Here is a 14,835-nt window from a genome sequence, read left to right as displayed (position 1 = left end):
AGTGGCCATGACGTCCGTGGCCGCGCGGCCCAGGGGAAGCCCTTCGCGATGAAACGAACTTTTGTGGTCGGCTGCCCCCGCTCCGGCACGACCGTCGTCCAGGCCATGCTGGCCCGACATCCCGCGGTGTTCACCCTGCCCGAGACCGCATTCTTCGAGCACACCCTGGGCAACCTGGCCTGGCGCTGGGGCGATGCGCAGGCCGAGCACCGGCCGCCGCGGCTGCGCCAGCGCCTGGGTTTCACGCGCAAGTACGAACGCCAGCTGTTCCTTTCCCTGCAACGCCTCAGCACCGCCTCGCCGGATGCGCTGCCGCGGCCTTCGCTGCGCACGCGCACCATGCAGCGCCGCTTCGTGCGGCTGCTCGATGCGCTGACGCAGGCGGCGGACCGCGACATGTGGATCGAGAAGACGCCCAATCATCTGCTCTACCTGCCGGAGATCGAGGCGCTGGTGCCGGAGGGGCGCTTCGTGCATGTGATCCGTCCCGGCGCGGAAGTGATCGCCTCGCTGATCGACGCCAGCCTGCTGTTCGAAAGCGACAACGCCTTCGGCGGCGGTACCGTGCACTGGGCGCGGCGCTGGAATCGCGCGATGCAGATCCATCGCGCCTATCTGCAGCATCCGCGCCATTACCTGCTGTTCCTGGAAGACCTGATCGCCCAGCCGCAGCAGGAATGGCGCCGCCTGTGCCGCTTCCTCGAACTCGATCCCAGCCTGTCGCTGGACGACAACTGCACGCAGGTGATCGCCGACCTCGATCAGGAACCGTGGAAGCGCCGCGCGCTCAATGGCCGCCTGCATGCGCCGGAGAGCAAGGTCGACAGCCTGTTCGGCCCCAAGGTGCAGCGCTGGCTGCAGGCCAAGCTGGCCTCCTACGACGAGCTGCGCGCGCAATGGCTGCAGGCGCGCGGGCCGCAGGACACACACGCGGCGGTGCGCAACGTGGTGGCGCTGTCCTCCAGCTGCAGCTGAGGCGACGCTAGAGCTGCGTCACCGCTTCGTCGATCAACGCCGCCAGCTCGTGCGGATACGCCGCCAGCGAGGCATGGCTGGCGGCCAGTTCCACCGTCTTCCTGGCCTGCATGCGCGAGGCCATCCATTGCTGGGTCTGCGGCGGGATCATGTGGTCTTCCAGCGAGACCTGGTACCAGCTGGGCCGCTGCTTCCACGCCGGTGCGCCGGCCGTATCCTCGAAGCAGCGCGCGGCGGTGGGCTTCTGCGCGGCGGCCATGATCAGCGCCGCATCGTCGCCGAGGTCCTGGCAGAAGCTTTCCTTATAGAGCTTGCGGTCCAGCCACAGGAAGCCGTGCGCATCGGGGCGGATCGCCTTGGCGCCGGGCGGCTGTTCGTGGCGGCCGAGCAAGGCGCCGACCGCTTCGCCTTCGTCCGGCGCGAACGCCGCCACATAGACCAGCCCGACCACCTGCGGCGCCAGGCCCGCGCCTGAAATCACCGCGCCGCCGTAGGAATGGCCGACCAGCAGCACCGGCCCTTCCTGCATATCGACCAGCCGCCGGGTGCGCTCGATATCGTCGGCCAGCGAAGTGAGCGGGTTCTGCACGGCGCTGACGCGGTAGCCCTTCGCGCCGAGCACCGGAATCAGCTTGCTCCAGTGCGATCCGTCGCCCCAGGCGCCATGCACCAGCACGATGCTCGGTTTCTTGCCCATGCGGATTCCTCTGCGATCGGATGAGTGGCCGTGCGGCCGACTGCGCATAAGGAGCCCACGCGGCGTGAAGCCCTCGTCATGACGAAAGCGCGACGCCGGCTATGGCATATCCCGCCGACACGGATTCGCATCGCGCGTCCGTCGCCGCCGCCCCCGGCCCGCCGCCGCGCACGTCGAACGACGGTCGCTAAGGAGAACCCATGAACCACCGTCCCCTGCTGCTCGCCCTGCTGCCCTTCGTCCTGACCGCCTGCCCGCAGACGCCGTCGAACCATGGCGGGCCGGCCGCCGCCGCGTCCACCACGATCGCCGCCGCTTCGACGGCCACCACCGCGGCGAGCTTCGATGCCGGCATCCTCGCCCGCTACCACTGGCGCCTGAGCGCGGCCAGCGATGCCAGCGGCAAGCGCATCGATGCGCTGTTCGCGCGTCCCGACAAACCGCTGCAACTGGATTTCGTGCGCGACCGGCTCAGCGTCAGCAACGCATGCAACCGCATCGGCGCCGGCTTCAAGGTCGAGGGCGGCCGGCTGCACACCGGCCCGATGGCGCAGACCATGATGGCGTGCCAGGACAAGGCGCTGGCCGATCTCGACAGCGCCATCTCGCACCGCCTGCAGGACAAGCCGAGCCTGAGCGTGCAAAGCGAAGGCGACGTACCGAGGCTCAGCCTGGCCGCCGACAACGGCGATACCCTGGTCTTCACCGGCGAGCCCACCGCCGAAACGCGCTACGGCGACGCAGGCGAAACGGTGTTTCTGGAAGTGGCCGCCGACACCAGGCCGTGCAACCACCCGTTGATCCCCAACAAGCAATGCCTGCAGGTGCGCGAGCGCAAGTACGGGCAGAACGGCGTGGTCCAAAGCAGCGGCGCATGGCAACCGCTGTACCAGGACATCGAGGGCTATACGCACCAGCCGGGCATCCGCAACGTGCTGCGGGTGAAGCGCTACACCGTGAAGAATCCGCCGGCGGATGCGCCGTCGACGGCCTATGTGCTGGATATGGTGGTGGAGTCGGCGAGGTAGACGTAGGTTGGGGTGCGAACCCCAACATTCGCCATCTTCATAGGCACCGCAACGTTGGGGTTTGCCTGCGGCTCACCCCAACCTACCGGGATCAGGCAGCGACGCCGACGCGCTCGCGCTCCGCTTCCAGGCTGCCCACCGGCCGCACTTCGATGCTGCCGATGCTGGCCCAGGGGAAGGACTTGGCGATCTCGATCGCCTCGTCCATGTCCCTCGCTTCGATCAGGTTGAAACCGCCGAGGTATTCCTTGGTTTCCGCGAAAGGCCCATCGACGATCGTCGTGTTGCCCTGGCGGATGCGCATGGTGCGCGACTGCACCGGCGCTTCCAGCTTCTGGCTGTCGAGCAGGATGCCCTTGCGCTTCAATTCGTCGGCCTTGTCCAGGCAACCGCGCATCATCGTGTCGAACTGCCCGGGCGGCAGGTCGGCGACCAGCTTGTCGTCGCAATAGATCATCACCAGGAACTTCATGGTCGTCCGCTCGCGTCGTGGGGTGGAGGACCGCGATGGTAGTACATCCTTTCGCCGGTTCTTGCGACCGTCCGACGCCGCTGCTGATAACGTTGTCAATCTTCACTTGATCGTCACACCGTTTGCGCGCGCGAAGCCTCGCGCGCGCAACGCAGGATTTCGCGTGCTGCGCCGCAGAAGCGCATTTCCCGCCCAGGTTCACAGTTTGCCGGGACAACAGAAGACAACGTTGTCAGTACCAGGGCGCATGCCGCTTGCCCGACACATGCGCAGCGGCCCGCAGGTAGACCGGCACGGCGAGCGTCCTTCCCTCGGCACGCCCGCCCGGCGGCGCCCTGGCCAATCGAACCGCCGCACCCAAAGAGAGGAGAACGTCTTATGCATGCCAAGCAACACGTGGGATCGCGCACGTTGTCGGCGATCCTCGGAAGCAGCACCACCCTCGCGGCCTGTATCGGCCTGCTCACCGCCGCGCCCGTGTCCACCGCCGTAGCGCAATCGCTGCCCGCCTGCGCGGCGGCGTGGAGCGCCAGCGCGGTCTACGTCGGCGGCAACGTCGCCAGCGAGAACGGCGTCAACTACAAGGCCAACTGGTGGACCCAGGGCAACGACCCGGCCACCAACAACGGCGGCGCCGGCAGCGGCCAGCCGTGGACCTCGCAGGGCGCGTGCAGCGGATCGAGTGGAGGTGGCGGCGGTGGCGGCGGTGGTGGTGGCGGCGGAGGTGGAGGTGGCGGCACACCCCCGCCGCCGCCCGGCACCGGTGCCAACCTGCTGTACAGCCCGTACAAGGACGTCACCATCAATCTCAACTGGAATACCAACACCATGCAGACGGCGGCGGCGACCGGTTCGCCGATCCCGATCGTCGGCAGCGGCAGCCTGTATTCCAACTACGTGCACAACCTCAGCGCGGTGACGCTGGCCTTTGCCACCGGCGAGTGCGGCAGCGAAAACTGGGGAGGCATCCCCGGCGCCACCTTCGCCAGCGTAAATGTCACCGCGTTGTCGAATGCGGGACTGCCCTACGTCGTCTCCACCGGCGGCGCCGCCGGCAGCTTCACCTGCGGCAGCACCTCCGGCATGGCCGCCTTCCTGTCGCGCTACTACACGCCGCAGATGCTGGGCGTGGACTTCGACATCGAAGGCGGCCAGTCGCAGGCGCAGATCAACGCGCTGGTCGCGGCCGCGGCCTATGGCCAGTCGCTGCATCCGAACCTGCGCTTCTCCTTCACCCTGGCCACGCTGGCCGCCTCCGACGGCAGCTACGGCGGCGTCAACAGCCTGGGCGACATGGTGGTGAAGGCGGTCAAGGCGAACCCGTCGCTGACCAACTACACCATCAACCTGATGGTGATGGACTACGGCGCCGCCGGCCCGTCGATCTGCGTGGTCAGCAACGGCGTCTGCGACATGGGCCAGTCGGCGATCCAGGCCGCCAAGAACCTGCAGCACACCTACGGCATCCCGCTCGGCAAGATCGAGCTGACGCCGATGATCGGCCTGAACGACAACACCGCCGAGACCTTCACCCTCGCCAACACCGACACGGTGGTGAGCTACGCGGTAAGCAACGGCCTGGCCGGCCTGCACTTCTGGTCGCTGGACCGCGACACGCCATGCGCCAACGCCGGCTATGCCTCGCCCACCTGCAACTCGGTGCCGAGCACGTCGCCGCTGCAATACACCAAGCGTTTCCTGTCCGACCTGGGCCGCTAGCCGCGCCCGGCTGACCCATCACGGCGCGGGGCCGGCGATCGCCGCCCCGCGCTGTTCTGCTGCGCCACAGCGTTACGATGTGCTCACCTTTGGACGAGTATTGCTGCACGATCCAAGGGCATCGGAACCATCGCCGCCATGAGCCGTCTGTACGACCTCTCGTCGCAAGCGCTGCGCTCGCTCTACGACGCCCGCGTCGCCACCCCGCCGGTGCTGGACCTGGCCGAGCGCTTTCCCGACGGCTTCCGCTTTGCCGACGCCTGGACCGCGCTGCGCGACGAGGCGCTCGCGCTCACTCACCAGATCCAGGCGGTGCCGCGCTTCCACGAACTGATGGCCGAGCAGCGCGCGATCTCCGACAACGACGGCCACGACTGGCGCATGTACCTGCTCAAGGTCTACGGCAACGACGTCGACGATCACATGGCGGCCTGCCCGTTCCTGGGCGAACTGGTACGCACCTCGCCGGACGTGCTGTCCGCCACGCTGTCGTTCCTGGCCCCGCACAAGCACATCCCGCGGCATCGCGGTCCGTTCAAGGGCGTGCTGCGCTTCCAGCTCGGCCTGTCCGTGCCGGTGCGCGAGGACGGCACGCCGGCCGCGGTGCTGCGCCTGGCCGACCAGGATTACCGCATCGGCGACGGCGACGCCATGCTGTGGGACGACACCTTCCCGCACGAAGTGTGGAACGACAGCGACCAGTGGCGCATCGCGCTGCTGCTGGACGTGCGGCGGGGCGACCTGCCGCCGGACCTGGCCCTGCTCTCGCGCCTGCTGATCGCCGGCATCGGCGCGGTGGCGCGCCGGCGCCTGCCGGCGATGGTCGCCGGCGGCAGGAATGCCTGAGGCGGCAGGCCCGCTCAGTCGGCGAAGCGGCGCAGGCCGTCTTGCAGTTCCGCCAGCAGGCGCTTGACCTGCGCGCGATCCGGCACGGCGCGGCGAGCGATCGCCTCGATGCGTTCGGCCAGCGCGCAGACGGCGTTCTCGCCGAGCACGAGGGTGCCGCCGCTGATGCGATGCGCGTGGCGCACGACCGCCACCCAGTCCGCCGCTTCCAGGGCGGCGCCGAGCGCCGCCGCATCGCGCCGGCATTCGCGGAAGAACAGTGCCGCGCTGACGGCGGCATCTTCCCGCGGCAGGTCCAGGCACAGCCCGCGCAGTTCATCCAGCGACAACGGCCAGTCGACCCAGGCATCGATGCCGGTGGGCGCGCGCGCCGCTCCCGCCCGGGTCTCGCGCAAGGCGACGATGCGTGCCCGGCCTTGCCCGCGCTCCAGCCGGCGCAGCGACGAAGCCAGCGCTACCCGGTCGACATCCGCCATGCCGCCCAGCCACACGAAACCGTGCCGCCCGCCGGCGAAGGCCGCGGCCATCGGCTCGCCCGGAGCGGACGCATCGCTCGCCAGCCCGATCCGCGCCAGCTGTGCGCGCAGGATGCGGCGGCGCGCGGGATGATCCTCGACCAGCAGCGCCGTGCCGCCGCGGCACGGCAGCGGCGGCTCCGCCACGCCGCCGCCGGCCAGCGCCAGCTCGAACGACAGGCTCGCCGAGGGCTCGTCCGCATAGGCCTCCACCTGCAGGCGCGATACGCCGTCGTCCGCCGTTTCGTGCCATAGCGCGAGCTGCACGCCATCCGCGCCGGTGAGCCTGGCCACGCGGTCCAGCGCGTTCTGCAACAGGCGGCGCAGCAGGCGCTCGTCGAGCTTCAGCCACGGCAGCGCGCCGCAGGGCAGCTCGATGCCGACGTCGATGCCGCGCGCCCACAGAACCCGCGAACGCGCCTGCACGCATTCGCGCGCCACCGCCAGCACATCGCAGCGCGCATGGAACAAGGGTGCGATGGACATGGCGTCAGGCCATGCTCCGCGCCTGCAGGACCTGGTCGCGCATCTTGAACAGCTCCGCGTCGCTCTGGATGCCCAGCTTCTTGTACGCGGTGGATTTCTGCGTGCTGATGGTCTTGAGGCTGCGATTGAACTTGGCGGCGATCTGGCTCACCGACATGCCGTCGAGAAAGCAGCGGATCACCTCCCACTCGCGCGGCGACAGCGGCGAGGAGCGCCGCGCCGGCGTCACCGCGGTCAGGAACGGCGGCAGATAGGTTTCGCCGGCCATCACGCGGGTGATCGCCTCCGCCATCTCGACCGCTTCCTGGTGCTTGGCGAAGAAGCCGTTGGCACCCTCGCGCAGCAGCATGTTCACCGTGACGTGCTGGCAATGGCCCGACACCACCAGGATGCGCAGCTCCGGATAGCGCAGGCGCAGCGCCTTGATCAGCGCCATGCCGTCCAGGTCGTCCGAGGCGAGCGAGTAGTCGAGCAGGACGATGTCGACCGGCGTCTCCGCCAGCATGGCGCGCAGCGTGCGGCTGCAGCGATGGCTGCCGACCACGGTCACCGCGCTGACCTGGCGCAGGTGCGAGACCAGCCCCTTGAGAATGAATTCGTGGTCGTCCAGCAAGGCGACCCGGATCGGATTGCGCGGACTTTTGCGGGCCAGTGCTGGGCCGCGGTACATGGAAAGCGTCATGGAGTGGCCCCTGGTGAGGATCGTTCGGACGAGGCGGGTGCGATCTTCGGCGTCCGGGAAATTGCAGCACGCATGCCAGCGAGGCATCCATGGGATTTCTCTGAATCGGGGCCACGGGACGCGCGGTCTTCGATGACTGGCACGGCATTCGGAAGGAAATCCATCGCCTAGGACTTTTCTGATTCCGACGCCCGGCCGATCCGGGAACACTCTCCCTCACTGGCGACCGGCCCGTGATCGTCGACGACGGCCACGAGCAGACCTTACGGCTCGCCGAATGCCTTCCCGCATGCCACGGACGTCATGCGTCGACCCTGTGTCGGAGGCAGGCCGCGCTCTACCCCGGCGCGGCCTGTCTGGAAACTTTTCGATGCCGCTCTGCGCGCACGAAGCGCGCGCTGCCCCGAAGCCTTCCATCCGGCGCGGGTCCGACGAGCGCCACCAGCAGCAGCAACCATGTCTCCAGCAGCGCCCTCACAACGCGACCGTTCCGTACCGGCCAAGGCCGGTGCCGGTGCGGGACGCACGGCGCTGGCTGCCGCACTCGCGCTGGCCCTGGCCACCGCTTCGCCGCAGGCATCCCCGCAGACCCCGGCCACGCGCGACGCGCTGCTAGCCCAGGCGCGCCAGCAGCATGACGCCGGCCATCGCCTCGAAGCGCTCGCCGCCTGCGAAGACCTGCTGCGCCGCTGGCCCGCCGATGCCGATGCGTTGCGCCTGCGTGTTCGCCTGCTGGCGGAGTTAGGTGCCGCCGTGCGCGCGCTGGAACTCGCGCGCCAACTGCCCACACCTTTGCCCGCGCCGGAACTGGCCCGCCTGGAAGCCGACGCCGCCGCACACCAGGCGCGCTGGGCGCAGGCCATGCCTGCCGATACGCGCCATCCCTATGTGGAGGCCGATCGCGCGCTGGCCTCACCAGACCCCGCAGCGGTCGACGATGCCATCGCCGCCGCCGATCGGATGATCGCCCTGGCCCGCGCCTCGCGCAGCCGCGAAGCCGCCGGCGCCTACCAGGCGCTGCGCCGCCGCGGCGGCACGCTGCCCGCCTATGCCGACACGCCGGTGGCCGACGCATTGCTGCAACAACGCCAGCCTGAGCAGGCCATCCCGCTTTACGAAGCCGCGTCGCGCGCACAGCCCGGCCCGTATCCCGAAGAAGAAGCCGATCCGCGCATCGGCCTCGCTCATGCCTATCTGGAAGCCGGGCGTCATCGCGATGCGCAACAGTGGATCGACCGCGTAGCCGTGAGCGAACCCGCCTGGCTGCCGGCGCCGGGCTCCGTGCGACCTCGCGCCAACCCGCACAAGACCGAAGCCGAACTCGCCGCCGCGCTGGTGCGCCAGCAGACCTGGCGCTATCGCGAGGCGTGGCGGCGCCTGGAAGCGCTGCGCGCCGAGGGTCCGGCCAACGCCTCGATCTGGAACCAGCTGGCCGACACTGAACGCGCCCGCGGCTGGCCGCGCCGCGCGGAAGACACGCTGGTGGGCGCCGCTGGCCTCGATCCGGACGACACCTCGATCCGCCTCGGCGCCATCGATACCTGGCGCGAACTCGGCGACTTCCCGCGCGTGGAACCGGCGCTGCGCGAAGTGGAAGCCGTCGTGCCGCGCGATCCGCAGGTGCAGCTCGCGCGCCAGGTTTGGGATCGCCAGCGTGGCTGGCAGTTCGACCTGGAACACGACCGCGGCCGCGGCGGCTCGCCCAACTTCGGCGATGCCGACCACGAAACCCAGGCCACGCTGCAAAGCCCGCTGCTCGGCGAGCGCTGGCGCATCTATGGCATCACGCGCCTGGCCGCCGCCAACCTGCCCGAAGGCCATACGCAGCGCGAACGCCTGGGCCTCGGCCTGCGCGGCTATGCGCGCGGATTCGAAGCCTACGTGCAGGCATTGCCCGCGGTGGGCAACCAGACTCGCCGCACCGCCCTCGAAGCCGGCCTGCGCTGGCTCCCGGACGACTACTGGACCTACACGCTCGACTGGAGCAACACCGGCGACGCGGACGTGCCGCTGCGCGCGCACTACTACGACATCACCGCGCACTCGCTCAATGTCTCCGCGCAGTGGCGCGCCAGCGAACGCAGCGCGATCAAGCTCAGCGCCAACGCCGACCGCTACAGCGACGGCAACCGCCGCTATGGCTGGGAAGCGGCATGGACGCAGCGCGCCTACACCGCGGCGTGGTTCACCGTGGACGGCGGCCTGCAGGCTGGCGCCACGCGTAACTCGCGCAGCGACGTGCCGTACTACAGCCCGTCGTGCGCGCGCTGGATCGCCGCCACCGGGCGACTGGAAAACATGCTGTACGAGCGCTACGAGCGCAGCTGGAGCCACCAGCTCGACCTTTCTTTCGGCAGCTACGACGAATGCCGCTACGGCAGCGGCTGGATGGCCAGCGCGCACTACGGCCAGCGCTGGGCGCCGCATGCCGGCCTGGCGTTCGGCTGGGGCATCGGCTGGAACAGCCAGCCCTACGACGGCAAGCGCGACAACCGCGTGATGCTCGACCTCACCCTGCATTGGGGCGAATGACATGCGCTGGCGCCACGCTCTCCTGTTGCTGCTTGTCCTCGCCGCCCCCACGGCCGGCGCCGCCGATCGCCTGGCCGCGCTGGCCGGCCCGCTGCCCGCACGCGCACCGCTGCCGCCGCTGATCGTGCTGAACTACCACGATGTACGCGACGATATCCGCGACGCCGGCAAAAGCGACAGCACGGCGATCAGCACCGACCACCTGATCGCCCACTTCGAATGGCTGCGCGCCAACGGCTTCCGCATGGTCAGCCTGGACGATGTGATCGCCGCGCGCCGCGGCGAGCGCGCACTGCCGCCCAAGGCCGTGCTGCTCACCTTCGACGACGGCCTGATCAGCTTCTACACCCGCGTGTTCCCGCTGCTGCGCGCTTATGGCTACCCCGCCCTGTTCGCAGTGGAGAACTCGTGGATGGACCTGCCCGACGGCAAGCGCTTCGACTACAACGGCGAAAGCTGCGGACGCGAATGCTTCGTCAGCTGGGCGCAGGTGCAGGAGCTCCGCGCCTCCGGCCTGGTGGAGATCGCCTCGCACACCAACGATCTGCACCAGGGCGTGCTGGCAAATCCGCAGGGCAACCAGATGCCGGCGGCGATCAGCCTCATCTACGACCCCGGCATCCATGACCCCGGAACCTATGACCTCAGGTCCGGCTACGAAAACGCCGATGCCTATCGCGCCCGCATCCACACCGATCTCGCCCGCAGCGCCGACGAAATCGCCCGGCGCACCGGCCAGCGCCCGCGCGCCATCGTGTGGCCGTACGGCGCCTACAACCGCATCGCGCAGGCGGAAGCGGCCGCGCTGGGCATGGACGTCTCGCTGAGCCTGGACGACGAGCCGGTGCAGCTGGCGGAAGGCCGCAACCTCCCGCGCCTGCTGATCGCCGACAACATCGGCGTCGACGGCCTCGCCGCGCTGATCTATCGCCAGCGCGCGATCGACCCGCAGCGCGTAGTGCAGGTGGATCTGGACTACATCTACGACCCCGATCCGGCACAGCAGGAGAAGAACCTCTCCGCCCTGCTCGACCGCATCCGCCGCATGAAGCCGTCGCAGGTGTGGCTGCAAGCCTATGCCGACCCGGATGGCGATGGCGTCGCGGATGCCGTGTACTTCCCCAACCGCCACCTGCCCGTGCGCGCCGATCTGTTCGCACGCGTGGCGTGGCAGTTGCGCACGCGCTGCGAGGTGGAGGTGTATGCGTGGATGCCGGTGTTGGCGTTCCGCTTTCCGGATGCGAAGGACTTGCCGGCGCTCGATGACGGCAAGCGCGGCGATCACTACCGCCTCGCGCCTTGGAACCCGCACGTGCGCGCCATGATCGGCGATGTGTACGAAGACCTCGCCATGCACGGCGGCATGAGCGGCCTGCTGTTCTCCGACGATGCCTATCTGCGTGACACCGACGATTTGGGCCCGCTCGCCCACGCCACTCCGGCCGAGCGCACCCAATACCTGATCGACTTCACCCGCGAACTGGCCGACCGCGCCCGCCAATGGCGCGCGCAACTGAAGACCGCGCGCAACCTCTACGCGCGCCCGGTACTGCAACCGGCCTCCGAAGCCTGGTTCGCGCAAAGCCTCGCTGCCTTCAATGCCGCCTACGACTACACCGCGCTGATGGCCATGCCGCAACTGGACCAGGAGCCGGCCAGCGACGCCTGGTTCAAGCGCCTGGCCGCCGCCGTCGCCGCGCAACCGCACGGCATGGACCGCACGCTGTTCGAGTTGGCCACCGTGGATTGGCGCAGCGGCGGCAAGCCGGTGCCTGCCGAAGTGCTTGGCGCACGTTTGCGCCTGCTGCAGGCGCAGGGCGTGCGCCACCTGGGCTACTACCCGGACGACTTCGTCGCCGGCCGTCCCGCGCTCGAAGCGATCCGGCCGTATATCTCGGCCGCCGAACATCCCTTCCGGGAACCGTGAGGCGGACATGCGCGAGCTCATGACCGTCCTGCTGGACTTCGCCTTCTACTATCCGCTGCTGATGTCCTTCGTGTGGCTGAGCGGTGGGCTGATCTACTACCTGCGCTGGGAGCGCGGCGAGCCGCTGCGCATCGAGCCGCCCGTCCTGCCGCATGCACCCTTCGTCACGCTGATCGTGCCCTGCCACAACGAAGGCGAGCAGGTGCGCGAGACGATCGCCCACCTCGATGCGCAGCGCTACCCGCATTTCGAGATCATCGCCGTCAATGACGGCTCCACCGACGACACCGGCGCGCAGTTGGACGAACTGCAAGCGCAGTTTCCGCGCTTGCGCGTGATCCACTTCGCCAGCAACCAGGGCAAGGCGATGGGCCTGCGCATGGCGGCGATGGCCGCGCGCGGCGATTTCCTGGTCTGCGTCGACGGCGATGCGCTGCTGGATGACTACGCCACGCACTGGCTGGTCAGCCATATGGTGGGCAGTCCGCGCGTCGGCGCGGTCACCGGCAACCCGCGCATCCGCAACCGCTCGACCCTGCTGGGCAAGCTGCAGGTGGGCGAGTTCTCCTCGATCATCGGCCTGATCAAGCGCGCGCAGCGCGTGTACGGCCGCGTGTTCACCGTGTCCGGCGTGATCGCCTGCTTTCGCCGCAGCGCGTTGCACGACGTCGGCTACTGGAACACCGACATGGTCACCGAGGACATCGACATCAGCTGGCGCCTGCAGATGCGCCACTGGGACATCCGCTACGAGCCCAACGCGCTGTGCTGGATCCTGATGCCGGAAACCCTGCGCGGCCTGTGGAAGCAACGCCTGCGCTGGGCCCAGGGTGGCGTGGAAGTCACCCTGCGTTACCTGCCCGAACTGCTGCGCTGGCGCCGTCGGCGCATGTGGCCGGTGGCGCTGGAATACCTGCTCAGCCTGGTCTGGGCCTACGTGATGCTGGCCATCGTTTCGCTATGGCTGGTCGGCATCTTCGTCGTGCTGCCACCGCCCCTGCGCATCGCCACCTTGTTGCCGCAGTGGCACGGCGTGGTGCTGGGCATCGTGTGCCTGCTGCAGTTCGGCATCAGCACGCTGATCGACCGCCGCTACGAGACGCGGGTCGGCCGCAATTACTACTGGATGATCTGGTATCCGCTGACCTACTGGCTGCTCAGCACCGCCACCACCGTGGCGGCACTGCCCAAGGCGCTGCTCAAGCGCAAGGGCACGCGCGCCGTGTGGGTCAGCCCCGACCGAGGTGTGCGATGAGAGCCGAAGCGATCCTGATCCAGCGTCCCGAGCGCCAGCATCCGGCGCACCGCCTGCTGTTCACCACCGCCACGCTGATGGCGTGGATGGTGTGGATCTCGCTGTGGCTGCCGCTGGCGACCCTGGTCGCCTGGGCCCTGGGCCTGCGCGCCGGCTATGTCGAGATGGTGGTGCGCGAGCACGGCCACGGCGGGCACGACCTCGCCGCGCTGCTGGCGCTGGCGGCGGCCTGCGCGCTGCTGATGTTCAGCTGGTCGTCCTACAACTACCTGCGCTTCGCCCACCTCGAGCGCCGCCGGCGCAGCCGCGCGGTGGACCGCCGCGCCATCGCCGCCGCGCTGGGCATTCAACAGGAAACCGCACGCTGGATGCAGCGCGCGCCGCGGATGGTGCTGGAATTTCCGGAAGGCGGCGAAGTGATCCATCGCGACGAGAACGCAACGCCTGCCTGCGCCCTCGCCTGCTGAAACTCAGCGCGCGTCGTGCCCGGCGGCGGACAGCAGCGACGCGGGACGCGCCGCCGGCTGCTCGAACATCCGCCACCAGCGCTCGCCCGCGTGCGGCGCATCCAGCGCCAACCGCTCGCCCATGCGTGGCGTCGACAGGGCGACATTGCGCTCGGCGGCCAGCGCGCTCACCTGCTCGAACGGATCCTGCCAGCGGTGCATGGCCAGGTCGAAGGTGCCGTTGTGGATCGGCATCATCCAGCGGCCGCGCAGGTCCACATGCGCCTGCACCGATTCGGTCGGCTGCATGTGCACGTAGGGCCACTGCGGATCGTAGGCGCCGGTTTCGATAAAGGTCACGTCGAACGGACCCAGCCGCTCGCCGATCGTCTTGAAGCCGTCGAAGTAGCCGGTGTCGCCGCTGAAGAACACGCGCAGGTCGTCGTCGATGATGGCCCACGAGGCCCATAACGTCTGGTCGCCGTCGAACAGGCCGCGGCCGGAGAAGTGCTGCGCGGGCGTGGCGATGAAGCGCAGGCCGTCGACCTCGGTTTCCTGCCACCAGTCCAGCTGGCGCACCTTGTCCGCCGGCACGCCCCAGGCCGTGAGGCGATCGCCCACGCCCAGCGGCGTGAGGAACAGCTCCGCGCGATCGGCGAGGTATTCGACGGTGGCGCGGTCGAGATGATCGTAGTGATCGTGCGAGAGCACCACGCCGCGGATCGGCGGCAGGTCCTGCAGCGCGATGGGCGGTGCGTGGAAGCGCTTCGGGCCCATCCAGGAGAACGGCGAGGCGCGCTCGGCGAACACGGGGTCGGTGATCCAGAAACGGCCGCGCAGTTTCAGCAACAGGGTCGAATGGCCCAGGCGATACAGGCTGCGGTCCGGCGCCGCCTCCAGCTGCGCGCGGGTCAGGCGCTGCACCGGCAACGGCGCATCGGGCGCCGCGTCCTTGGGTTTGTGCAACATCATGTTCCACATGATGCCCAGGATCTTGCCCAGGCCTTCGGACGGGCGCGGCCGCGGGTTGCGGAAGCGATCGCCGCCACGTTGCGGCGAATCCTGGTAGCCGCCCAGCGCGGCACGCGCGCGGCGGGAGGCCAGCAGGGCCAGGACGATGGCGAGGGCGACGAGGCCCAGCACGATCTTCATAAGGCGGGTTCCGAGGGCGTTTAGAGGGGTGGGAAGGGAAACTACACCGAGCAGTGTAATTTCCCCGCGAGGCAAATGTAAACCCATCAGTGTAAAATCCGGG

General features: G+C 69.1%; 13 protein-coding genes. 8 read left to right on the top strand and 5 right to left on the bottom strand.

What is annotated here, in order from left to right:
- The first annotated feature begins 48 nt into the window (after positions 1-48).
- Positions 49-975: a sulfotransferase family protein gene (locus tag BM172_RS19055; protein ID WP_081805209.1), complete on the top strand. Its 927-nt coding sequence runs from the start codon at positions 49-51 to the stop codon at positions 973-975.
- Between the two features lie 7 nt (positions 976-982).
- Here the strand turns inward: BM172_RS19055 and BM172_RS19050 are convergent, their stop codons facing one another.
- Positions 983-1,672 (bottom strand): alpha/beta hydrolase, encoded by a 690-nt coding sequence (locus BM172_RS19050; RefSeq protein ID WP_026635756.1) that lies wholly within the window; start codon positions 1,670-1,672, stop codon positions 983-985.
- Positions 1,673-1,872: 200 nt separating this feature from the next.
- On the opposite strand from BM172_RS19050, the gene BM172_RS19045 reads away from it, so the two are divergent.
- Positions 1,873-2,700 carry an META and DUF4377 domain-containing protein gene (locus tag BM172_RS19045; protein ID WP_026635755.1) on the top strand — a complete coding sequence of 276 codons (828 nt, stop codon included), beginning with the start codon at positions 1,873-1,875 and terminating at the stop codon, positions 2,698-2,700.
- Between the two features lie 91 nt (positions 2,701-2,791).
- On the opposite strand, the gene BM172_RS19040 is transcribed toward BM172_RS19045, so the two are convergent.
- Positions 2,792-3,172 carry a YciI family protein gene (locus BM172_RS19040; RefSeq protein ID WP_026635754.1) on the bottom strand — a complete coding sequence of 127 codons (381 nt, stop codon included), beginning with the start codon at positions 3,170-3,172 and terminating at the stop codon, positions 2,792-2,794.
- Positions 3,173-3,550: 378 nt separating this feature from the next.
- Here BM172_RS19040 and BM172_RS19035 point away from each other — a divergent pair, with 378 nt between their 5' ends.
- Positions 3,551-4,891, top strand: a complete 1,341-nt coding sequence (locus tag BM172_RS19035) for a carbohydrate-binding protein (RefSeq protein WP_035323580.1) — start codon at positions 3,551-3,553, stop codon at positions 4,889-4,891.
- A 138-nt stretch (positions 4,892-5,029) separates the two neighbouring features.
- On the top strand, positions 5,030-5,737 hold the full coding sequence (locus tag BM172_RS19030) for an aspartyl/asparaginyl beta-hydroxylase domain-containing protein (protein WP_051548824.1): 708 nt from the start codon (positions 5,030-5,032) through the stop codon (positions 5,735-5,737).
- Positions 5,738-5,751: 14 nt separating this feature from the next.
- Here the strand turns inward: BM172_RS19030 and BM172_RS19025 are convergent, their stop codons facing one another.
- Both BM172_RS19025 and BM172_RS19020 read right to left on the bottom strand, forming a co-directional pair.
- Entirely contained in the window at positions 5,752-6,738 is a 987-nt protein-coding gene (locus BM172_RS19025; protein ID WP_026635752.1) for an Hpt domain-containing protein, read from the bottom strand.
- A 4-nt stretch (positions 6,739-6,742) separates the two neighbouring features.
- The gene (locus tag BM172_RS19020; protein WP_197022875.1) at positions 6,743-7,420 is read right to left on the bottom strand and encodes a response regulator; all 678 of its coding nucleotides are present in this window, start codon (positions 7,418-7,420) and stop codon (positions 6,743-6,745) included.
- A gap of 456 nt (positions 7,421-7,876) precedes the next feature.
- Here BM172_RS19020 and pgaA point away from each other — a divergent pair, with 456 nt between their 5' ends.
- The 4 genes from pgaA to pgaD are packed head-to-tail and all read left to right on the top strand — an operon-like array spanning position 7,877 to position 13,601.
- Positions 7,877-9,952 carry a poly-beta-1,6 N-acetyl-D-glucosamine export porin PgaA gene (gene pgaA, locus BM172_RS19015; RefSeq protein ID WP_026635751.1) on the top strand — a complete coding sequence of 692 codons (2,076 nt, stop codon included), beginning with the start codon at positions 7,877-7,879 and terminating at the stop codon, positions 9,950-9,952.
- 1 nt (position 9,953) lies between these two features.
- On the top strand, positions 9,954-11,879 hold the full coding sequence (pgaB, locus tag BM172_RS19010) for a poly-beta-1,6-N-acetyl-D-glucosamine N-deacetylase PgaB (protein WP_026635750.1): 1,926 nt from the start codon (positions 9,954-9,956) through the stop codon (positions 11,877-11,879).
- Between the two features lie 7 nt (positions 11,880-11,886).
- Positions 11,887-13,134: a poly-beta-1,6-N-acetyl-D-glucosamine synthase gene (pgaC, locus tag BM172_RS19005; RefSeq protein ID WP_026635749.1), complete on the top strand. Its 1,248-nt coding sequence runs from the start codon at positions 11,887-11,889 to the stop codon at positions 13,132-13,134.
- The gene (pgaD, locus tag BM172_RS19000; RefSeq protein WP_051548820.1) at positions 13,131-13,601 is read left to right on the top strand and encodes a poly-beta-1,6-N-acetyl-D-glucosamine biosynthesis protein PgaD; all 471 of its coding nucleotides are present in this window, start codon (positions 13,131-13,133) and stop codon (positions 13,599-13,601) included. The genes pgaC and pgaD overlap by 4 nt, the downstream gene beginning before the upstream one ends.
- A 3-nt stretch (positions 13,602-13,604) precedes the next feature.
- Here the strand turns inward: pgaD and BM172_RS18995 are convergent, their stop codons facing one another.
- Positions 13,605-14,732: an MBL fold metallo-hydrolase gene (locus BM172_RS18995; protein WP_035323579.1), complete on the bottom strand. Its 1,128-nt coding sequence runs from the start codon at positions 14,730-14,732 to the stop codon at positions 13,605-13,607.
- Between the last annotated feature and the right edge of the window lie 103 nt (positions 14,733-14,835).

It is taken from the genome of Dyella marensis (genome assembly GCF_900112865.1).
Classification (GTDB): domain Bacteria; phylum Pseudomonadota; class Gammaproteobacteria; order Xanthomonadales; family Rhodanobacteraceae; genus Dyella_D; species Dyella_D marensis_A.
This window is presented reverse-complemented; position numbering and strand designations above follow the sequence as displayed.

Coding starts and splice junctions, on each gene's coding strand:
- BM172_RS18995 (WP_035323579.1), bottom strand. CDS start 14,732: ATGAAGATCGTGCTGGGCCTCGTCGCCCTCGCCATCGTCCTGGCCCTG.
- BM172_RS19050 (WP_026635756.1), bottom strand. CDS start 1,672: ATGGGCAAGAAACCGAGCATCGTGCTGGTGCATGGCGCCTGGGGCGAC.
- pgaD (WP_051548820.1), top strand. CDS start 13,131: ATGAGAGCCGAAGCGATCCTGATCCAGCGTCCCGAGCGCCAGCATCCG.
- pgaA (WP_026635751.1), top strand. CDS start 7,877: ATGTCTCCAGCAGCGCCCTCACAACGCGACCGTTCCGTACCGGCCAAG.
- pgaB (WP_026635750.1), top strand. CDS start 9,954: ATGCGCTGGCGCCACGCTCTCCTGTTGCTGCTTGTCCTCGCCGCCCCC.
- BM172_RS19030 (WP_051548824.1), top strand. CDS start 5,030: ATGAGCCGTCTGTACGACCTCTCGTCGCAAGCGCTGCGCTCGCTCTAC.
- BM172_RS19045 (WP_026635755.1), top strand. CDS start 1,873: ATGAACCACCGTCCCCTGCTGCTCGCCCTGCTGCCCTTCGTCCTGACC.
- BM172_RS19035 (WP_035323580.1), top strand. CDS start 3,551: ATGCATGCCAAGCAACACGTGGGATCGCGCACGTTGTCGGCGATCCTC.
- BM172_RS19055 (WP_081805209.1), top strand. CDS start 49: ATGAAACGAACTTTTGTGGTCGGCTGCCCCCGCTCCGGCACGACCGTC.
- BM172_RS19040 (WP_026635754.1), bottom strand. CDS start 3,172: ATGAAGTTCCTGGTGATGATCTATTGCGACGACAAGCTGGTCGCCGAC.
- pgaC (WP_026635749.1), top strand. CDS start 11,887: ATGCGCGAGCTCATGACCGTCCTGCTGGACTTCGCCTTCTACTATCCG.
- BM172_RS19025 (WP_026635752.1), bottom strand. CDS start 6,738: ATGTCCATCGCACCCTTGTTCCATGCGCGCTGCGATGTGCTGGCGGTG.
- BM172_RS19020 (WP_197022875.1), bottom strand. CDS start 7,420: ATGACGCTTTCCATGTACCGCGGCCCAGCACTGGCCCGCAAAAGTCCG.